The sequence below is a fragment of the Mesorhizobium sp. RSR565B genome (genome assembly GCF_054719465.1).
In genome coordinates this window covers 2,532,995-2,552,320 of the sequence record NZ_JBTTIE010000001.1, presented here as the reverse complement: position 1 = coordinate 2,552,320, position 19,326 = coordinate 2,532,995, and the positions used below count along the sequence as shown (strand labels likewise).

Sequence of the window (19,326 nt, the reverse complement as noted above, 5' to 3'; positions counted from 1 at the left end):
ACGTACCGTCATTCAAACACGCAACGCGGAAAATAGAACGACACCACCCAGTTCGGCATGTCGACGATCTCGCTGATGCGCAGGTCCCCGCACACCGAGGCCAGCATATAGGCCTCGACCGGATCGATCTGATACCGCCCAGCAAGCAGATCGACCATCTGCGCCACCGCCTCCTTGGCGCCGGTCATCAGGTCCGGCCCGATACCCGTCGTCACCTCATAGCCCTTGGCGTCGAGATGGCGCGTCACCGGACCGGCGGTGGTGAAGCGCGGCGTCTTCAGCCTGGCGTCCTTGACAAGGTCGAGCTTGAGCACGACGTCCATCGGGCTCTCGATCGCCGTGCCGCAGACCTCGCCATCGCCTTGTGCGGCGTGCGTATCGCCGACCGAGAACAGCGCGCCGGCCACCTCAACCGGCAGATAGAGCGTCGTGCCGGCAGCGAGATCGCGGATGTCGAGATTGCCGCCGACCCGCCGTGGCGGCACCACCGAGTGAAGCCCCATCTCAGCCGGCGCATTGCCGATGGTGCCGGCGAACGGCTTCAGTGGTACGCGCGCGTTTTTCCCGAACAGCGCCGGTTCGAGCGCGGCTGCATCGTATTTCCAGATGTTCAGCGCCGGTTCCGTGAAGTCGTCGGCGAGCAGGCCGAAACCCGGAATGTTCGCCGTCCAGCCGAAGCCGGACGGTTTGAACATCTCGATCGTCACCTTGAGCGCGTCACCCGGCTCGGCGCCCTCGACGAAGATCGGCCCGGTCACCGGGTTGACCCCGGCGAAGTCGAGCTTGGCGATTTCGGCAACCGTGCTGTCGGCGTTCAGCTGGCCGCCGGCGGCATCGAGGCACTGGAACTCGATGGTCGCGCCGGGCGCCACCCGCTCGGCCGGGACAAAGGAATTGTCCCAGCCGAAATGGTGGTGGCGCCCATGGATGGTGTAGTCGCAGTTATTGCACATCTTTTACGTACACATTGTCGTAGTTGATCGGGATATGGACCGGGTCGACATAGAGGTTGTCGGCGCCGCCCATGCGCGCGGATTTCATGGTGAAGCGCTGTTCGTTGAAGACCGGCGCCCAGGGCGCGTCTTCCATCACCTTGTCGTAGATGGCGCTCCACATCTTGTCGCGTTCGCCGGCCTTTGCCGGGTCGACCACCGAATCCGCCTCGGCCGCCTTGGCGTCGAGATCCTTGTTGCAATACCACGACCAGTTCCAGCCGCCGGGCACCGCGCCGGCGCAGCCGAGGATCGGGCCGTAGAAATTCGACGGATCGGGGAAGTCGGCGATCCAGGCCATGCCGCCCGACCAGATCATCGGCGCGCCGGCCTTGTCACCGCCGGCGGCGATGACATTGGCCTGCGCCAGCGACTGGATGCTGGCCTTGATGCCGATCGCCGCCAGGTCCTGCTGGATCGCTTGGGCAATGCGCGGGTTGGGATCGGTGTTCATGGCGAACAGCTGCGTGTCGAAACCATCGGCATGACCGGCCTCGGCCAGCAGCGCCTTGGCTTTGGCTACGTCATAGGGATAACCCTTGTAGTCCTTGTCGTAGCCCGGCATCGACGGCGGCAGCGGCTGGTTGGCCGGCACGGCGCGGCCGTTGATGATCTGGATGATGCGCGCCTTGTTGAGCGCCATGTTGACGGCCTGACGCACCTTAACATTGTCGAACGGCGCCATGGTGGTGTTCATGGTGACGTAGCCGGTGTGCAGCTGACCGCCTTCGACGACACGCGCCTTCTGCTCGGGATCGGCCATCACCTCCTGGAACTTGGCCGGCGGAATGCCGTCGCCGGGAACATCGATCTCGCCCTTCTGCAAGCGCAGCAGCGCCACGATCGGCTCCTGGCCGATCTCGAAGGTGATCTTGTCGAGATGCGGCAGGCCCTTGTGCCAATAGTCCGCATTGCGCTCGAAGACGATGCGCTGTCCCAGCGTCCACTCGGCGAGCTTGAAGGCGCCGGTGCCGACCGGATGCTTGCCGAAATCGGCGCCATATTTCTCGACCTCTTCCTTCGGCACGACATGGGCGAAATTGATGGCCATGACATGCAGGAAGGTGGCGTCGGGCCGGGTCAGTTCGAACTTGACCGTGTAGGGGTCGATGACGGTGACACCGGACAGGCCTTCGGCCTTGCCGGCGGCGACATCGTCATAGCCCTTGATCGAGCCGAAGAAGCCGGCGCCGGGGCTCTGCGTCTTCGGATTGGTGACGCGGTCGAGCGAATATTTCACGTCGTCGGCCGTCATCTCGCGGCCATTGTGGAATTTCACGCCATGGCGCAGCTTGAAGGTGAAGGTCTGGCCGTCGGGCGAAATCTCGTAGCTTTCTGCCAGATCGGGCTTCAAATTGGTGGTGCCTGGCTCGTAATCCATCAGCCCATCGAACAGGCTCTTGATCATCGACCAGTTCTGCCAGTCATAGCCGATCGCCGGATCGAGGGTCGCAACATCGTCCTTGTAGGTGATGGTGATGGCGCCGCCTTGCTTGGCGTTGGGATCGACCGTGTCTTCGGCGCGGACGCTTGTCATGCCGAGCATGAGGGCCAAGGCCGATGCCGCGACTGTGGATGCGAGAAACTTTTTCATTGTTGTGTTCCCTTTCTCTGTTTCATTTTCATCTGAGCTTGATGCGGGGATCGATGAACGGCGCGATGATGTCGGCGAGCAGATTGCCGAGCACGATGGCGAAGGCCGACACCAGCGTGACGCCCATGATGATCGGAATGTCGACGCGCTGGATCGCCTGCCACGCCAGCTGACCGATACCCGGCCAGCCGAACACGCTTTCGACGACGACGATGCCGCCCATGAAGATGCCGATGTCGATGCCTATCATGGCGATGACCGGCAGGATGGCATTCGGCAGTGCGTGGCGGAATATGATGGCGCTGCGCGCCAGGCCTTTGGCCCGCGCCGTGCGGACATAATCCTGGCGCAGGACGTCAATCATCGACGAGCGCATCATGCGCGCGTACCAGCCGGCGCCGAGTATGCCCATCGTCAGCGACGGCAGCACCAGATGGCGCCAGGTGCCATAGCCGCCGATCGGGAACCAGCTGAGACGCACGGCAAAGACGTAGAGCAGCAACAGGCCGACGACGAATTGCGGCGCCGAGACGCCGACGAAGGAGGCCACCATCAGGGTCTGGTCGGTGGCGGTGCCGCGCTTGACGGCGGCGATCAGGCCCATGGAGAGCCCGATCAGCAGTTCGCACAGGATGGCGCCTACCATCAAAAGCAGGCTGGCCGGCAGCCGCGAGACGATGAGCTCGGTGACCTCGGAGCGCTGTATGTAGGAGCGGCCGAGATCGCCGCTGACGAGCTTCGTCAGGTAGTGCCAATACTGGACCACGAAAGGCTGGTCGAGGCCGAGTTGCTGGCGGATGTTTTCCACCGTCTGCGGCGTAGCACTGCGGCCGGCGATCTGCCGCACCGGGTCGGCCGGCAAGAGGTAGAGCAGCGCAAAAGTGATCAGCGAGACGCCAAGCAGGATGAGCAGCGACTGGATCAGCCGGCGGCCGAGATAGGCGATCATGACCGGCCCCCCATTATTCCCGGCCCCTTTGCGTCGGATCGAGGATGTCGCGCAATGCGTCGCCGATCAGGTTGAAGGCCAGCGCCAACGCCAGGATTGCGGCGCCGGGGAAGAACACCAGCCAGGGGGCGGCCTGGAAATAGGTCTGGTTCTCGAAAATGATGTTGCCCCACGACGCGGTCGGCGGCTGCACACCGATGCCGAGGAAGGAAAGCGTCGCCTCGAGCAGAACCGTGGTCGAGATGCCGAGCGTGCCCCAGACGATGATGGTCGGCAGCAGATGCGGCAGGATGTGGCGAAATAGGATGCGCGGCGCACTCGCCCCGATGCTGCGCTCGGCATCGATGAACTCGCGTTCGGCCAGCGACGATGTCTCGGTGTAGATGACACGCGCCGTCTGCACCCAGTTGACCAGCGCGATGACCATGGCGACGATCCACAGGCTGGGCTGAAACACTGCCGCCAGGCAGATGGCGAGCAGCAGCGCCGGGAACGCCATCATCAGATCGGTGAAGCGCATCAGCGCGCTGCCGATCCAGCCGCGGAAATAGCCTGCGGTGACGCCCACCAAAGTGCCGATCAAAAGCGCCACGCCATTGGCGACGATGCCGATGATCAGCGAGGTGCGGGCGCCGTAGAGGATGCGGGTCAAGAGGTCACGTCCGAGCAGGTCGGTGCCGAGCCAGTACTGGGCGCTGGGCGGCAGCGGCGAGCCCTCGATGGTCAGGCCGTCGAACATCTGCTCGTTGGGGTCATAGCCGGTCAGCCGGGGCGCCAGCACAGCGCCGGCAAGGACAATGGCGACGATGACCAGGCCGAGCAGCGCGAGGCGGCGTTTCACCAGCCGGCGCCAGACACCGGCGCGCGGCTTGACCGGCATGCGCACCGGCAGATCAGGCGCGATGGGACTGGTCATCGCCGCCTTCTTCCCCCGTTGCTTCCTCGCTTTGCATTGCCACGATGCGACGCGCGGCATCCTCGACGCTGATCTGCCAGCTCATCGCCAGCGATCGCAGTTGTGCATAGGCACGCTCGTCGTCGCTGCCTTTCGACAGCGCCGTCACCGCGCGCACAATGGTCTGGCGCTCGGCGACGCGCTGGCGCAGCGACGCTATCTCGCCGGCTAAATGCTTCCGTGCCTCGAAGCTCTGCCTTGCGATCAGCAATGCGCTGTACACACCGGCATTGCCGACCGGCTTCAGCAGCTGCGCATCGGCCTTGTGCGACAGCGCCCATTCGATACGCCCCGGCGCCTCGGAACCGATCAGCGCCACCAGCGGCATCGGCGCCTCGCCCGGCTTCCACGGGAATTGCTCGTCGAAACCGAGATCGGCATCGAAGAAGACGAAATCGGCGGCGAGAGCTTCCGGCGGCAATTCCGGCCAGCAGTCGATCGTAGCCAGGCCGATGGCCGACAATTGCCTGGTGATGGCCTGCACCGTCGGATGCGGGCGATGCAGGATGAAAGCCCGCGCGCCGCCGAGATTGGGGATGCGCGTCCGGGTCATGACACCACTCTCAGACGCGGACGGCCGAACGTCTTGGCGGGGTCGTAGCGCGACAGATATGGATCCGGCGCGACCTCATCCTCCTGGCTGACGACCTCGAAGAAGCCATCGGCGATCCGGCCGATGATCACCGGCAGCGTCGCGTGCTGGGAATGCGCGTCGATGGCGATCGGCCCGAGCCGGGTCGAGAAGCGCCGCTCGGCGAAGGCTTTGGAAAATTCCGCCGGGCCGGCATCGGCATCGCGCGACAGCACGTCGGCCATCACCTGCACCGAGGCATAGGCGGAGGCCTCGAAGGACGAAGCGAAGGCAGCCGGCCGGGGCGCGAAATAGGGCCCGACCGACAGATGCCCTTTCCCTGTCTCGCCGATCGCCGGCAACTCGCCTTCGGTGAGGTTGCAGGAGATGACGGGGCAGTTTTCCGGCCTGAATGCCGCATCCTCATCGCCCAACTCGCGGTAAGCCGCCAGGAAGGCATACGACGAGGTGCCGATCAGATTGTTGAGGATGAAGCTCGGCCTCGTCGCCCGGATTTCCGCGATCAACCGCGACACGTCGGTCTCGCCGATGCGCAGATAGCGCTCGCCCAGCACTTTGCCGCCGGCATCCGCGATCAGGTCGCGCGCCACGCGGTTCATCTCCCAGCCCCAAATGTAGTTCGAGCCGAGCAGGAAGCCGTTGGCGCCGAAACGCGGCACGACATGCGCCATCAGCGGAACCAGATGCTGGTTGGGGCAGGCGTGCATGTAGACGACATGCTCGTTGGCCTCGAACCCTTCATAGGGGCAGGCATACCAGAGCATGCCGCCGGCCTTCTCCAGCACCGGGATGGTTTCCTTGCGGCTCCACGAGGTGACGCAACCGACGACATGGCGCGCGCTGCTGGTCCTGAAAATGTCCTCGCACAAAGTCGCGTAGCGATCGGCATTACTTTGCGGATCGCGCTCGACCGGAACCAGTTCGATGCCATAGCTCCGATCGGCATTGATGTCGGCGATGGCGCGCATGGCGCCCATCCGGCACGCATCGGAGACCAGCTGGTAGCTGCCCGAGCGGGAATACAGGATGCCGATCTCGATACGCCGTTTCAAACCGATCCTCAGAAATGACAATGCCCCGCAGCCAGCGCCGGAGGGCGAGGCATACGAGGCATATTTGCCGCCCGGCGACCAAGGCCGGTATTTTGCGCTAGCGTATTCGGTCCGGCGGGTCAGTCAAGCGGGAAAGTACGTGGTCATGGGATCGGCCTTGTCCGGCTGCTTCTAGTTCCGCAGCGTGAACATCAAAGGCGCCACGACAGCCGTACCGGCCTTCTCAGGCGGTGGCGCGGGCACCGTCGCACCCTGCAGAATGCTGAGCGCGGCGCGATCGAGATCGGCGTCCCCCGAAGATCGTGTCAGCCGGACGGAGGTCACCTTGCCCGAAGCGCTGACGACGAAGGTCACATTTGCGGTACCCACGGCGCGCCGCGACCTTGCCGCGCTCGGGTAGCGCTTGTGCCGATTGATCCATCCGATCAGCTGGGAGTTCCATTTGCTTGCACTGACTGATGATCCACTCGATTGCGAAGCCTTCGGCGCCGACGCCTTCGCCGCTGCCTTTTGATCGACACTGGCGGTCACGACCGCTTTCGCCGGCGCGGCCTTTTCCTTCTTCTCTTTCTTTGCTTTCGGCTTGGGTTTTTCGGCAGCCTTCTTCGCCTTCTCGATCGGCTTGGTCTCCGCCGGCTTGGTCTCCGCCGGCTTGGTCTGGGGCGGCGGAATGACCACATCCGGCGCTATGGTCGGGACGATGTCGGGCACCACCTCATCCAGCGGCGGCGATTGATCGGGCTGCTCGGCCGCTGCCGTCTCGATCGGAGCGGCGGGTTGAACCGCTTCCGTCTTCTCGGCGACCGGCCCCGGCTGACCGGGCTCGGGCTCCACGACGGGCTTCAGTTCGGCAACCGCCTCCTCGATCTGGTTCGGCGGCTCAGGCGTCACCACGTCGGCCATCGAGTCCTCCTGCACCGCCGGCGCCACCATCATCGGCGACAGCTCGATAGCCACAGCCGGCGGCGGGCCGCCATCGGCCATGTTGGCCAGGCTGAAGCTCTGGACGGCATAGGCGATCGCGACATGCGCGCCGACAATGACAATGGCCGCAGCCGCCCACAAGCCAATTTCGCGCAGGCCGGCGCGTGGCGGGTCGGCCGCGGGTGCGGCGGCGGCCAGTTGCGTCACGGGGCGGCGCCCCGGTGCGCCGCGGATGCGTCCGCCGGCACCGTCTCCAGCCCCACCAGCGCGATCTTCAGATAACCAGCGCCGCGCAGCAGGTTCATCACCTCCATCAGCTCGCCATAACCGACCGCCTTGTCGGCACGCAGGAAGATGCGGGTCTGCTTGTCGCCCTTGGTTCTGCCGTCGAGCACCGCGGCGAAAGCCTGGCGCGACACGCTGTCATTGCCGATCGCCAGCGTCAGATCGTCCTTCAGCGTCAGGAACAGCGGCGTTTCCGGCCGGGGCGCCGGTGTCGCGGTCGAACCCGGCAGATCGACATTGACGTCGACTGTCGCCAAGGGGGCAGCGACCATGAAGATGATCAGCAGCACCAGGATGACGTCGATGAACGGCGTCACGTTGATCTCGTGGTTTTCCTCGAGATCGCCGTCGATAGTTTCGCGAATTCTAGCCGCCATGGCCCATCACTCCGCCGCCAGCGCGGGCGCCTGCGGCACCGTGCGGAAATCGAGATCGCGGCTGACCAGCCGTTCGACCCCGGCCGAGGCATCGGCAAGAAGCTGCCGGTAGCCGGCTATCGACCGCGCAAAGACGTTGTAGATGACCACCGCGGGAATGGCCGCGACCAGGCCCATCGCCGTGGCGAGCAGCGCCTCGGCGATGCCGGGCGCGACGACCGCGAGGTTGGTGGTCTGCGCCTGCGAGATGCCGATGAAGGCGTTCATGATGCCCCAGACGGTGCCGAACAAGCCCACGAAGGGCGCCGTCGAGCCGATCGTCGCCAGCACGCCGGTGCCGCGCGACACGCGCCGCGCCGCCGCCGCCTCGATGCGCGACAGGCGCGACGTCACGCGTTCCTTCAGCCCGTCGCCGGTAACATGGCCGAGCGCACCGGCCGAAAGGGCAGTCTCTTCCTCGGCTGCCCGCACCAAAAGCGCACCGGGGCCGCCACTGTTGCCAAGCGAGCGCCCGGCCTGGCGCAGTGTGGCGGCATTGCCGATGGCGCGCGCAGCGCGCCGGGCGCCGAGCTTGCCGAAGAGAATCTCCAGCGATTTGGCCAGCCACACCGTCCAGGTGACGAGCGAGGCGAAGGCCAACCCGATCATCACCGCCTTGACGATGATGTCGGCGGCCATGAACATGCCCCAGGGCGACAGATCGTGCGGCAGCGTCAGCGATATTGCCGAAGCCTCGGCCTGCGCGGATGCACCGGGCTGGGTTGCCGGCTGTGGCGCGGTCGGCGCCGCCTGCCCGGCAGTTGGCGAAGCCGGCGCGACAGGCGCAGCCGGTGCGGGCTGTTCGACTACGGTTGGCGCCGACTGGGGATCTGCAGCGGGCACAGTCGTCACCCTGGGCTGCGTGTTTGGCTGCTCTTGCGCAGCAGCGCTGCCGGCCGACAGCATGACCGCGGCCAGCGCCGCCAACAAACCATTTCTGGACACGCTTCGTCCTCGCTTCGTCATTGCACGTAACCGATCGGCTGGCCGGTGACGGGATGCGGGAACACCCCCATCTCGACCCCGAAAACTCCAGCCACGGATTCTGGCTTCTCTCAAACGCGGCACCGCCGCTGGAAAACAATTCAGGCGGCCGAGTGCCCCTGCTTGACTATAAAACATGAGCTTTGTAGTCAACAAACAAGATGGCTTTTTGGCCGACGATTGTGGGCGCGATGTCTCAACGGCACATCGTCCTGGCATCGGTCTACCTGGTGTCGTCGCACCGAGGGATGGACGGCCCAGGGTTGCTGGGCCACGATGCCGAGCAGCAATTGAGGCAGGCTGCGATGATCAAGGCGATACCGTTCGATTTCCCCTATGACGGCCGGCTGGTGCCGGCAAACACCGCGCTGCTGGTCATCGACCTGCAGGAGGATTTCCTCTCGCCGACCGGCTATTTCGCCAGGAAGGGTTATGACCCGCGCCGCTGCGAGCCATCCTGCCTACGGTCAACCGACTGATATCAGCGGCACGCACGGCCGGCCTCACCATCATTCACACCAGGCAGGGATATCGCGGCGACATGGCCGACATGACGCCGTACGAGAGATGGCGCCGCAAGCGGGCGGGTCTCGAAGGCACCGACGTGCTGCTGCGCTCCGGCCCCGGCTTTCAGATCGTCGCCGAGATCGACGTCGCGCCGCACGACATCATCGTCGACAAGACCTGCAACAGCGCCTTCACCTATACGGATCTGGAGCTTGTGCTGCGCGCACGCGGCATCACCCATCTGATCTTTCCCGGCTGCACGACCGATGTCTGCGTGCACACGACGCTGCGCGAGGCCTGCGACCTCAATTTCCAGTGCCTGACCATCGCCGACGCCTGCGCCAGCGGCGACCAATACGCGCATGACGCGGCGCTGCATATGGTGACGGTGGAGGACGGGGTGTTTGGTGCGCTGACGGAATCTGGCGCGGTGCTGGAGGCGCTGGCAGTGCTGAGTGGTGATTAGACGCTGGCGGGACAGCACCCCTCTGCCCTGCCGGGCAGAGGGGGGTGTGAAGGAACGCTACGAAATAGCTTTCATTCCACCCGCAAATTCACCCTGCGTGAATATCCGACCCGCCCCGCGAGGCAAACGCGCCGGGCTGCGGCACCTCCGCCTCCCGGCGTGCCAGCGAGTTGCGCAAGAGCGCGATCGTCTCGCGGCCGACGCTGGCGATCTCGCGCGGCCGGTCGACACCGACGATCATGAACTCGCTGATGCCCAGCGCCGCATAGGGCAGCAGCGACAGGGCGATCTGCGCCGGTGGTCCGGAAAGTTCGACCGCCTTGTGGCCGACGGTAGAGGCGCCACCCTCCGAGCGGACCCGGACCGGAAGCGCAAAACGCAGCTTGCCGGCGCGGCCATGCTCGGCGGCGGCGCTGCGCGCCCGTTCCATCAGCTGGCGGATCTCGTCGAGCGAACCAGCCGTGAGTTCAAACACGTCGGCATGGCGGCCGGCGACCTTGAGCGCGGTGCCGGACTGGCCACCCATGCGGATGATCACGTCGACGCCATGCGGCCCCTTGCGCGGCACATAGCCACCCTTGATGCTGTAGAATGCACCTTCATGGTCGAAGGGCCGGTCGTTCGACCACAGCCGCTTCAGCAGCACCAGATATTCGTCGATGCGCTGCCAGACCACGGTGTGGCCGACCGGACGCGTCTCGGCATCGTCGTCATCCAGCGGCTCGCTCAGCATCCTCAGCGCCAGCCGGCCGCCGCTCCTGGCGTCGAGCGCCGCCAGTTGCCGCGCCGCAACGGCTGGCGCGATCACGCCGGCCCAGTGCGTCAGCACCACTTCCAGCGACGAGGTGCGGTCCAGCGCCTGGGCGGCGATGTCCATATTGGTCAACAGCCCGGCCGGGTCGTCGACGACGATGTTCTGGAAGCCGGAATCCTCGATCAGCGACAGCTTGGTCGCCGTCTCGACGAAATCATAGAAGAACGGTACGGCCGAACCGGCATCGGCGGCGTGCGTTTTACCGGGAACATGCGTGAACTCGATCGGCATTGCCATCTCCTCCATCACGTTGGATGTATGTCGCCCCCGGTTTTGAGACGACGACATGCGTAAAAACAAGCATCAGCGCCAAAGCGCGTCCGCGTTCGGTTCATCAACTCCGGTCACTCACTGAAAGCGCTAGGTCGCCACCCTTTCGGCCTGATCGGTCAGGGAATCAAGCCGAGCACGACTGCCCCGGTGAACACGAACGCAAGGGCAAAGACGAGATAGGCGAAAGCGCCGGCATAGGCCGGGCGAAAAGCCTGGCTATTGGCCAGCCTCTGGCTGGTGCGGTCTGTCTCGGCGTTCTGGATATAGGACATATCGACCTCCGTCTTGCGGATTAATCTATAAAATCAGTAGACTTTGTCGAGTGCTATTTTTTGGGGATATGTAGAACGATTTTCTCAGTATTCCTTATTATTTGGTTTGGCATTGCTGGGAGCCCCCTGTTGGCGACAAGCGAGCGACAAGCTTGGCCGACGTCTGCATAGGCGATAGCATCGCCATTCCGGCGTAAATGCGGATCATTTCGATCGGGAACGGGGAACAGAACATGGGTACAAGACTAGCCGGCAAGATTGCAATCATCTCGGGCGGCGCGACCGGAATGGGCGGAGCGGCCTCGGAATTGTTCGCCGCCGAAGGCGCCAAGGTGGCGATCATCGACCGCAATGGCGAGGCGGCGGCAGCCACTGCGGCGGCGATACGCGCGCGGGGACATATCGCCGAACACTGGGTGGCCGACGTCTCGGACGAGGCGCAGGTCGAGGCCGCAGTGAAGGCGGCGACGGTCAGGCTCGGCCCGGCCACGGTGTTGTTCAACCATGCCGGCACCATCGTGATAAAGCCGTTCCTGGAGACCACAGTGCAGGAATGGGACTGGCTGCATGCGGTCAATGTCCGCTCGATGTTCCTGATGACGCGCGCCGTGTTGCCGGGCATGATCGCTGCCGGTGGCGGTTCGATCGTCTGCACCTCGTCGATCTCGGCTGTGGCGGCCACACCCATGGAGGTGCTCTACGACACCACCAAGGGCGCCTGCCACATGTTCGCGCGCGCCATCGCAGTCGAATTCCGCGACCGCAACATACGCTGCAACGCCGTCTGTCCCGGCTTCATCCGCACGCCGCACGGCCTGCGCGAGGTCGCCGATCTCGGCAAGCTCGGCGTCGACGTATCGGGCGCCGCATTGGCCGCACAGCAGGGCCGCATCGGTGAGCCGGAGGAAGTGGCCAAGGCAGCGCTGTACCTCGCCAGCGATGAGTCCAGCTTCGTCAATGGCACGCATCTGTTTGTCGATAAATGGTTTTACGGCGATGTGAGTATCCCAGGCTTGGCGCCCTTCCTCTCCCCCGTCGATCGGGGGAGAGGTGTCGAGCGCAGCTCGACGGAGTGGGGGTCGACCCTTGGCGCAAGGAAGATTCATGCGCACCCGTTGGCAACAGTGGCGAGGTGGTTCCCCGCTCCGTCGCTGCTTCGCAGCGCCACCTCTTCCCCCGGGGGAGAGGAAGGGCGCCAAGTCCTACTCGCCTTACCGCTCTTCTCGTCGAAACGGCTTCAGCAGCGCCGACGGCGCAACCGCGTTGCGTGACATCACGGCCATCGCGACGATGGTGAAAATGAACGGCAGCATCAAGAACGCCTCATAGGGAATATGCCCGAGGCCGCTCGCCTGCATGCGCAATTGTAGCGCATCGACGAAGGCGAACAGCAGCGCCGCGCCCGCAGAGCGCCACGGGTCCCAGCGGCCGAACACGACCAGCGCGATCGCCACCCAGCCACGGCCCGACACCACACCAAAGGTGAAGGCGTTGAACTGTGCCATGGTGAGGAAGGCACCCGCAAGCCCCATCAGCGCACCGCCGAGGATGACCGCCTGGAAGCGCGTGGCGATGACGCTGACCCCAGCGGAATCAGCGGCGCGCGGGTTCTCGCCGACCATCCGCACCGACAGCCCCCAAGGCGTGCGGTAGAGCACGAAAGCAGCGAGCGGGATGGCAATGATTGCCAAGTAGACCAGCGCAAACTGGTTGAAAACCGCTGACCCCAGAACCGGAATATCCGACAGCAGCGGGATCGGCACCGTCTGAAAACCCTTGATGCTGGGCGGCACCGATTGCTGGCCGAAGGTCAGACGGTAGAGGAAATAGGCAAGGCCGGACGAGAACAAAGTAACGCCGATGCCGCAGACATGCTGGCTGAGGCCGAGCGCCACGGTGAACAGCGCATGCAGCGCACTCATCGCCATGCCGGTCAACACCGCGGCCAGCACGCCGAGCCACAGGCTGCCGCTGAGGCTGGCGGCGGTGAAGCCGGTCATCGCGCAGAGCAGCATGATGCCTTCGATACCGAGATTGAGCACGCCGGCCCGCTCGGAGAACATCTCGCCCAGCGTGGCAAATGCCAGCGGCGTGGCGATGCGGATAATGGCGGCGAGGAAGCCGACCTGAAAAATCTGTTCGAACACCGCGCTCATAAGGCGGCACCGACGCGGCGGATGCGATAGGCCGTGAACAGCAGCGCCACCAGCATGGCGAGCAGCGCCGTGCCCTGGATGACATCGCTGAGGAACGCCGGTACGCCGGTGGCGCGCGACATCGCTTCGGCGCCGGTCATCACGGCGGCCAGGAAGATCGCCGCCGGTACGACGCCGAGCGGATTGAGCCTGGCCAGCATGGCAACGACGATGCCGGAATAGCCATAGCCCGGCGAAATGTCGCTCATCACCTGGAAATGCACGCCGCCGACCTCGCCGACGCCGGCAAGCCCGGCCAGCGCGCCCGACAGCAGCGCCGTCGAAATCAGCACCCGCTCGACGTGGATGCCGCCATAGCGGGCGGCTTCCGGGCTTTCGCCGGTGACCCTGATCCGGAAGCCGAGCGTGGTCCGCACGATCAGGAACCAGATCAACGGTGCTGCGATCAACGCGGCGATGACACCCAGATGCAGCCTTGTGCCTTCGAGCAGCACCGGGAAATTCGCCGAATCCTCGATCGGCGGCGAGATCGGATAGCCGCTGAACGAGTCCTTCCACGGCCCCTCGATCAGCGCCATCAGCGCATAGTAGATGACCGAGTTGAGCAGCAGCGAGCTGACGACGTCATCCACCTTGAATTTGACCCTGAGCGTCGCGGGCACCAGCGCTACCGCGGCACCGGCAGCACCGCCCGCCAGCGCCATCGACAGGATCGCCAGCGCGCCCGGCATCGGGATGGCGCCGACGAAGCAGCTGGCCACGGCGCCGGCCAGCAATTGGCCCTCGGCGCCGATGTTCCAGAATTTGGCCCGGAAGGCGACGGCCACAGCCAGCCCGGTGAAGATCATCGGGGCGGCGCGCACCAGCGTTTCGGTGATGGCATAGCTGTCGCCGAACGAGGCCGACAGCATCACGCCATAGGCCTCAAGCACGCCGGCGCCGGCCAGCGCGATGAGGCCGCTGCACAGGACCAGCGCTGCGCCGATGGCCAGCAGCGGCAAAGCGAGATTGAACCAGGCGGGGGTGGAACTGCGGGCTTCGAGGCGGAACATCAGCTATGCCCCTCCGCCGCCCAGACGGTCGCGCCGCCCCTCATCCGCCTGCCGGCACCTTCTCCCCGTATAGACACGGGGAGAAGGGATCTGGGCCCTATGGCAACTCCCCTCTTGCAGCTGTGGCGATTGGCGAAACCATGGGTGAGAGCCCCTCTCCCCGTCTCTATACGGGGAGAAGGTGCCGGCAGGCAGGTGAGGGGCAGCGCTGACGCTTAAAGTCAGCCAAAAGCGGGCAGTATTATTTGAAGTTTCTGCGAGGAACCGAGCGAGAAAGTCCATCTAGGCTCTGCCCTCCGCCCCGGTCATCAGCAGCCCAAGCCGCGCGATGGTCGCATCGGCGCTGTCCAGCGTGCCGGCGATGCGGCCCTCATACATCACCGCGATGCGGTCGCAGAGCACCAGCAGCTCTTCGAGATCCTCGCCGATGACGATGATCCCGCAGCCCTTGGCACGCATGTCGAGGAATTTTTCGTGGATGAAGCGGGCGGCACCGATGTCGAGGCCGCGCGTCGGCTGCGAGACGATCAGCACCTTCGGGTCGAAAGCCAGTTCGCGCGCCAAAAGCGCCTTCTGCAGATTGCCGCCCGACAGCGCGCCGGCGCGGGTCATCGGCCCGGGGCACCTGATGTCATAGGCCTTGATCTGTTCTTCGGCGAAGGCGCGGATCGCATCTGGCTTGAGCAGGCCCCGGCTGCTGAAAGCCGCAGTACCAATGCGCGGCAACACCATGGAATCGGCGAGCGGCAGATTGGTGACCAGCCCGGTCGTCATACGGTCTTCCGGGATGCGGCCAAGGCCGAGCGCCTGCACCTCGCGCGGCGAGAACCGCGTAACAGGTTTGCCGGCTATCGTCATCGCGCCGGCGTCGGGCGCGCGCGTGCCGGAAATCACCTCGGCCAGCGCCCGCTGGCCATTGCCGGAGACCCCGGCAATGCCGAGGATTTCGCCCGCGCGAACGGCAAGCGATACGTCGCGCAGCGGCGTCCCCGAATGCCGTGAGGTGGAAATACCGTCGAGCGTCAGCACCGCCGCGCCTGGGGTCGAAGGTCCTCTTGCCGGCGGCACGATCTCATGGCCGCACATCAGCTGCGCCATTTCTGCCGATGTCGTGTTCGCCGGATCGTCGACACGGCCGGCGACGCGGCCGTGCCGCAATACGGTGCAGCGATGGGTGAGCGCCCGCACCTCGTTCAATTTATGCGAGATGAAGATGATGCCGAGCCCCTGCGCCGCCATTGAGCGCAGCGCCGAAAACAGCCCGTCGACCTCGCTGGGCGCCAACACCGCCGTCGGCTCGTCGAGGATCAACAGCCTGGCGCCGCGAAACAGCGCCTTGACGATTTCGAGCCGCTGCTGCTCGCCGACCGACAGCGCGGAGACAGGCAGGTTGGGGTCCAGCGTCAGCCCATGCTGACGGCTGATGTCGGACAACCGGGCAAGTCCGCCGGCGCGGTCGATGCGGCCGGATTTGCCGGGAATGCCAATCAGAAGGTTTTCCAGGACCGTCAGCCTTGGCGCCAAATGAAAATGCTGGTGCACCATGCCGATGCCGGCGGCCAGCGCATCGGCCGAACTGGTGATCCGCACGGTCTTGCCCTGGATAAGAATTTCGCCGGCATCCGGCGCATAGGCGCCGAACAGCACATTCATCAGCGTCGTCTTGCCGGCGCCGTTTTCGCCCAGCAGGCCGAGGATCTCACCTGGGGCGACGCTTAGATCGACAGCCTCATTCGCCTTGACGGCGCCGAAGCTCTTGGTGATGCCGCGCATTTCGATGAGAGGGGCGGACAAGGATGCTCCTGCGGAGATACCTCTCCCCCTCGAGGGGAGGGTGCCGAGCGAAGCGAGGCGGGTGGGGTCACCTCAACTGCCTCAACCTATGACTTAGCAGGATGGAGCACTTCGCGGAGGACCCGACCCGGCCCTGCGGGCCACCCTCCCCTCAAGGGGGAGGGGTACGCCGAGCTAATCCGAAACCGGAGTGTTCTCGTCGACATCCACCCGGAAATTGCCTTCCAGGATCTCGGCCTTCTTCTTCTCGACCAGATCCTTCACATCCGCCGGCAGCGTCTTGTCGAATTTATGGTAGGGCGCCAGGAACGACCCGCCCTTGGCCATGCGCGAGAAATCGCCATAATCCTGCGCGGTGAAGACACCGGCCTTGACCAGCTTAATCGCCTGCTCGACCGTCGGATACATGTCCCAGACCGGCCCGGTTATGACCGTGTCGGGGCCGAGGCTCGACTGGTCGGACATGTTGGAGATGGCGAGGATCTTCTTGTCCACCGCCGCCTCGATGACGCCGAAGCGCTCGGCATAGATGACATCGACGCCGGCATCGATCTGGGCGACCGCCGCTTCCTTGGCCTTGGGCGGATCGAAGAACGAGCCGATGAAGGCGACCTTCTTCTTGATGTTGGGATTGACCTCCTTGGCGCCGGCAAAGAAGGCGTTGACCAGCCGGTTCACTTCCGGAATGCCCATCGCCGCCACCGCGCCGATCGTGCCCGACTTCGACATCTTGCTGGCGATCATGCCGGAGAGATAGGCCGGCTCGTGGATCCAGTTGTCGAAGACGCCGAAATTGGGCTCGGCCGGGCCGGCGCCCGAGCCGAACAGCCATGCCGTCTTCGGGAACTGCTTTGCCGTGCGGCGCGATTCACGCTCGGCGGCGAAGGCGTCGCCCAGCACCAGCTGGTACCCGCCTTGCGCATATTCGCGCATGACGCGGCTGAAATCGGCGGTCTGCACCTTTTCCGACCATTTGTATTCGATGCCGAGTTCCTTCTCGGCCTTCTGCAGGGCGACGTGGATCTGGTTGTCCCACGGCTCCTCGATCGGCGTGGCGAAGATCGCCGCCACCTTCAGCTTCTTGTCCTTGGCGAAGGCTGCACCCGGCAGCATGGCTGCGGCCAGGCCAAGTGCGCCGAGTTCCAGCACGTCGCGCCGCGACAGGCCGGTCGATTGCGATTTGTTTTTCCGGTTTTCCATCTAGTGCCCCTCTGTTTGACATCCGTGTCGAGCCGGCTGTTCCGAAATCAGACGCGGAACTATGGAACGGGTGCGGACTTTTGTCCACATGGTCAAATTTGGCGGTGTCGCTGGCAGGAGCCGGCGCTAGCGTACCGCCTTCTCGCCACCGGCTACGGTGATGACGCCGACGATGATCAGCCCGGTCAGCAACAGCCGAACGCCGGCACTGACGCCGAACGTGTTGAGCATGGTCAGAAGCAGCACCAGGAACAGCGCCGCGCCCCAGACACCGGGAACATTGGCCTTGCCGCCGGCGACCGAGGTGCCGCCGATGACGACGACGGCGATCGAGGCCAGCAGGTACTCGTTGCCGATATCGACATTGGCGCCGCGGAAATAGCCGGCGAGCAGCGCCCCGTCCATGCCGCCGAGCGCGCCCGACAGCGTGTAAGTGAGGAAGCGGGTGCGGCCGACATTGACGCCGGCAAGCCACGCGGCGCGGATGTTCTGGCCGATCGCCAGCACCGAGCGGCCATAGATCATGCGCTGCAAGGCGATGGCCGCACCGATGGTGAACAATACGGTAAGGATCGCCAGCACTGGAATGCCCAGGATTTGCCAGTTGGCAAAATCGGCAAAGCCGGGAGGCGGCTTGATCTGCAGGCCACGCCCATAGCTGATGTCGATCGACTGGATGATGAAGCTGGCCGAAAGAGTGGCGATGATCGGCGGGATCCTCAGCGCCCAGATCAGGAGATAGTTGACGGCACCGATGGCAGCGCCGCAGGCGAGCGCGGCGAGCAGCCCGACCACGATCATGGAATCGCTGCCGCCCATGACCTTCATGGCGACGGCACTGGCGAGCCCGATATTGGCCGGCAGGGACAGGTCGACATTGCCTGGCCCGAGCGTGATGACGAACATTTGGCCGACGCCGACGATGACGGTGAACACGGCAAGCGAAAGTGCCGCCGTGATCATGCCGCCGCCGCCATAGCCGCCGGTGAAAGCGATGGTCGCCAGCCAGACGAACATCGCGCCGATGAACGACCAGATCCAGGGTTTGGCGACAAGCGATTTAACCAGCGTCATCGCTACCTCTCCCTGCGGCTGATCAGGACGCGGGCTGCCAGCACGATGATCAGGATGGCGCCGTTGGCCGCGACCTGCCAGTCCGGCGGAATGTGCATGAAGGTGAGCAGAGGCGATGCCGCCAGCGCCAGTGTCAGCGCGCCGAGCACGGCGCCGATCGGCGACACCCGGCCGCCGACGAACTCGCCGCCGCCGAGAATGACGCCGGCGATTGCCAGCAGCGTGTAGCCATTGCCGATATTGGCGTCGGCCGAGGTGGTGATGCCGATCAGCGCCATGCCGGACAGAACGCCGAATAGGCCGGTCAGCGCAAACAGCACGATCTTGGTTCGAAGCAGCGACCAGCCAGCGCGCCTGAGCGCCGCCGGATTGCCGCCGGATCCCCGCAGGATGACGCCATAGGAGGTGCGCATCAGCCCAAAATGCACCACCGCTGCGATCGCCAGCGCGGCGATGATAGGGAACGGAATGAAGGGCGGCTTGAAGGCCATCAGCGACAAGAGCCAGTCCGGCGCCTTGCCACCGGGCTTGGGCAGCACCAGAATGGCAAGCCCCTGCCAGACGAAGCTCATGCCCAGCGTCACCACGATCGACGGCAGATTGCGCAGATGGATCAGTGCGCCGAGCAGCGCATAAACGCCTATGGAGCCGAGCAGGACGATCACGCCGAGCAGCGGCGCGTCCTTCAGCCAGGTCGCGGTGACGCAGCCGACAAAGCCGACAAAGGTGCCGATCGACAGATCGAGCTCATTGCCGGCGATGACGAACATCTGGGCGATCGTCGCCAGCGCGATCGGAATAGCGAGGTTCAACATCAGGCTGAAGCCGAAATAGCTGATGGCGCGTGGGTTGAGCCAGGCGATGGCGATAACCACCAGCGCCAGCGACAGCGCCGGCAACAGGCTGCGCAGCAGGCGCGCGCGGGCCGCGCTGCTGCGCGGCGAGGACGTAGGGCCGGGAGCGACTGCCGTCATC

General features: G+C 64.8%; 17 protein-coding genes and 2 pseudogenes. 2 read left to right on the top strand and 17 right to left on the bottom strand.

The window, feature by feature from the left end; all coding sequences use genetic code 11:
- Positions 1-8: 8 nt before the first annotated feature.
- From ACYG9R_RS12420 to exbB, 9 genes are all read right to left on the bottom strand, one after another.
- Entirely contained in the window at positions 9-953 is a 945-nt protein-coding gene (locus tag ACYG9R_RS12420; protein WP_023693232.1) for an acetamidase/formamidase family protein, read from the bottom strand.
- The gene (locus ACYG9R_RS12415; RefSeq protein WP_460221874.1) at positions 943-2,538 is read right to left on the bottom strand and encodes an ABC transporter substrate-binding protein; all 1,596 of its coding nucleotides are present in this window, start codon (positions 2,536-2,538) and stop codon (positions 943-945) included. Before ACYG9R_RS12415 ends, ACYG9R_RS12420 begins: the two co-directional genes overlap by 11 nt.
- 76 nt (positions 2,539-2,614) lie before the next feature.
- Complete coding sequence (locus ACYG9R_RS12410; protein WP_023815305.1) at positions 2,615-3,535, bottom strand: ABC transporter permease; 921 nt, start codon at positions 3,533-3,535, stop codon at positions 2,615-2,617.
- A gap of 13 nt (positions 3,536-3,548) precedes the next feature.
- Positions 3,549-4,451, bottom strand: coding sequence for an ABC transporter permease (locus ACYG9R_RS12405; protein ID WP_023681457.1), 903 nt, complete (start codon positions 4,449-4,451; stop codon positions 3,549-3,551).
- Positions 4,429-5,043: an ANTAR domain-containing response regulator gene (locus tag ACYG9R_RS12400; RefSeq protein ID WP_023824327.1), complete on the bottom strand. Its 615-nt coding sequence runs from the start codon at positions 5,041-5,043 to the stop codon at positions 4,429-4,431. The genes ACYG9R_RS12405 and ACYG9R_RS12400 overlap by 23 nt, the downstream gene beginning before the upstream one ends.
- Positions 5,040-6,134, bottom strand: coding sequence for a transporter substrate-binding protein (locus ACYG9R_RS12395; RefSeq protein ID WP_023824328.1), 1,095 nt, complete (start codon positions 6,132-6,134; stop codon positions 5,040-5,042). Before ACYG9R_RS12395 ends, ACYG9R_RS12400 begins: the two co-directional genes overlap by 4 nt.
- Before the next feature lie 171 nt (positions 6,135-6,305).
- Positions 6,306-7,265 carry an energy transducer TonB family protein gene (locus ACYG9R_RS12390; protein WP_023824329.1) on the bottom strand — a complete coding sequence of 320 codons (960 nt, stop codon included), beginning with the start codon at positions 7,263-7,265 and terminating at the stop codon, positions 6,306-6,308.
- Positions 7,262-7,720 carry a TonB system transport protein ExbD gene (gene exbD, locus ACYG9R_RS12385; RefSeq protein WP_023824330.1) on the bottom strand — a complete coding sequence of 153 codons (459 nt, stop codon included), beginning with the start codon at positions 7,718-7,720 and terminating at the stop codon, positions 7,262-7,264. The genes ACYG9R_RS12390 and exbD overlap by 4 nt, the downstream gene beginning before the upstream one ends.
- Positions 7,721-7,726: 6 nt before the next feature.
- The gene (gene exbB / locus ACYG9R_RS12380; RefSeq protein ID WP_023824331.1) at positions 7,727-8,704 is read right to left on the bottom strand and encodes a tonB-system energizer ExbB; all 978 of its coding nucleotides are present in this window, start codon (positions 8,702-8,704) and stop codon (positions 7,727-7,729) included.
- Positions 8,705-9,048: 344 nt separating this feature from the next.
- Here exbB and ACYG9R_RS12375 point away from each other — a divergent pair.
- Positions 9,049-9,716, top strand: a pseudogene (locus tag ACYG9R_RS12375) (cysteine hydrolase family protein).
- A gap of 88 nt (positions 9,717-9,804) precedes the next feature.
- Here the strand turns inward: ACYG9R_RS12375 and ACYG9R_RS12370 are convergent.
- Both ACYG9R_RS12370 and ACYG9R_RS12365 read right to left on the bottom strand, forming a co-directional pair.
- Positions 9,805-10,761, bottom strand: coding sequence for an LLM class flavin-dependent oxidoreductase (locus ACYG9R_RS12370; protein WP_023726079.1), 957 nt, complete (start codon positions 10,759-10,761; stop codon positions 9,805-9,807).
- 158 nt (positions 10,762-10,919) lie between these two features.
- On the bottom strand, positions 10,920-11,075 hold the full coding sequence (locus tag ACYG9R_RS12365) for a hypothetical protein (protein ID WP_023670454.1): 156 nt from the start codon (positions 11,073-11,075) through the stop codon (positions 10,920-10,922).
- Between the two features lie 233 nt (positions 11,076-11,308).
- Between ACYG9R_RS12365 and ACYG9R_RS12360 the strand changes: the two are divergent.
- A pseudogene (locus ACYG9R_RS12360) lies at positions 11,309-12,077 on the top strand (SDR family NAD(P)-dependent oxidoreductase).
- Between the two features lie 209 nt (positions 12,078-12,286).
- Here the strand turns inward: ACYG9R_RS12360 and ACYG9R_RS12355 are convergent.
- From ACYG9R_RS12355 to ACYG9R_RS12330, 6 genes are all read right to left on the bottom strand, one after another.
- Positions 12,287-13,231, bottom strand: coding sequence for an ABC transporter permease (locus ACYG9R_RS12355; RefSeq protein WP_023687753.1), 945 nt, complete (start codon positions 13,229-13,231; stop codon positions 12,287-12,289).
- Entirely contained in the window at positions 13,228-14,283 is a 1,056-nt protein-coding gene (locus tag ACYG9R_RS12350) for an ABC transporter permease (RefSeq protein ID WP_023824333.1), read from the bottom strand. Before ACYG9R_RS12350 ends, ACYG9R_RS12355 begins: the two co-directional genes overlap by 4 nt.
- 282 nt (positions 14,284-14,565) lie before the next feature.
- The gene (locus tag ACYG9R_RS12345) at positions 14,566-16,077 is read right to left on the bottom strand and encodes an ABC transporter ATP-binding protein (protein WP_023824334.1); all 1,512 of its coding nucleotides are present in this window, start codon (positions 16,075-16,077) and stop codon (positions 14,566-14,568) included.
- 174 nt (positions 16,078-16,251) lie between these two features.
- Positions 16,252-17,277 carry a BMP family protein gene (locus ACYG9R_RS12340; RefSeq protein WP_023824335.1) on the bottom strand — a complete coding sequence of 342 codons (1,026 nt, stop codon included), beginning with the start codon at positions 17,275-17,277 and terminating at the stop codon, positions 16,252-16,254.
- A gap of 126 nt (positions 17,278-17,403) precedes the next feature.
- On the bottom strand, positions 17,404-18,351 hold the full coding sequence (locus tag ACYG9R_RS12335; protein WP_023698400.1) for an ABC transporter permease: 948 nt from the start codon (positions 18,349-18,351) through the stop codon (positions 17,404-17,406).
- A 2-nt stretch (positions 18,352-18,353) separates the two neighbouring features.
- The gene (locus tag ACYG9R_RS12330) at positions 18,354-19,325 is read right to left on the bottom strand and encodes an ABC transporter permease (protein ID WP_023824336.1); all 972 of its coding nucleotides are present in this window, start codon (positions 19,323-19,325) and stop codon (positions 18,354-18,356) included.
- Position 19,326 lies beyond the last annotated feature (1 nt).

Bases quoted from the DNA above. Each gene is read 5' to 3' on its own strand.
- ACYG9R_RS12420 (WP_023693232.1), bottom strand. From the start codon at position 953: ATGTGCAATAACTGCGACTACACCATCCATGGGCGCCACCACCATTTC.
- ACYG9R_RS12400 (WP_023824327.1), bottom strand. From the start codon at position 5,043: ATGACCCGGACGCGCATCCCCAATCTCGGCGGCGCGCGGGCTTTCATC.
- ACYG9R_RS12405 (WP_023681457.1), bottom strand. From the start codon at position 4,451: ATGACCAGTCCCATCGCGCCTGATCTGCCGGTGCGCATGCCGGTCAAG.
- exbD (WP_023824330.1), bottom strand. From the start codon at position 7,720: ATGGCGGCTAGAATTCGCGAAACTATCGACGGCGATCTCGAGGAAAAC.
- ACYG9R_RS12340 (WP_023824335.1), bottom strand. From the start codon at position 17,277: ATGGAAAACCGGAAAAACAAATCGCAATCGACCGGCCTGTCGCGGCGC.
- ACYG9R_RS12335 (WP_023698400.1), bottom strand. From the start codon at position 18,351: ATGACGCTGGTTAAATCGCTTGTCGCCAAACCCTGGATCTGGTCGTTC.
- ACYG9R_RS12415 (WP_460221874.1), bottom strand. From the start codon at position 2,538: ATGCTCGGCATGACAAGCGTCCGCGCCGAAGACACGGTCGATCCCAAC.
- ACYG9R_RS12370 (WP_023726079.1), bottom strand. From the start codon at position 10,761: ATGCCGATCGAGTTCACGCATGTTCCCGGTAAAACGCACGCCGCCGAT.
- ACYG9R_RS12355 (WP_023687753.1), bottom strand. From the start codon at position 13,231: ATGAGCGCGGTGTTCGAACAGATTTTTCAGGTCGGCTTCCTCGCCGCC.
- ACYG9R_RS12410 (WP_023815305.1), bottom strand. From the start codon at position 3,535: ATGATCGCCTATCTCGGCCGCCGGCTGATCCAGTCGCTGCTCATCCTG.
- ACYG9R_RS12365 (WP_023670454.1), bottom strand. From the start codon at position 11,075: ATGTCCTATATCCAGAACGCCGAGACAGACCGCACCAGCCAGAGGCTG.
- ACYG9R_RS12350 (WP_023824333.1), bottom strand. From the start codon at position 14,283: ATGTTCCGCCTCGAAGCCCGCAGTTCCACCCCCGCCTGGTTCAATCTC.
- ACYG9R_RS12330 (WP_023824336.1), bottom strand. From the start codon at position 19,325: ATGACGGCAGTCGCTCCCGGCCCTACGTCCTCGCCGCGCAGCAGCGCG.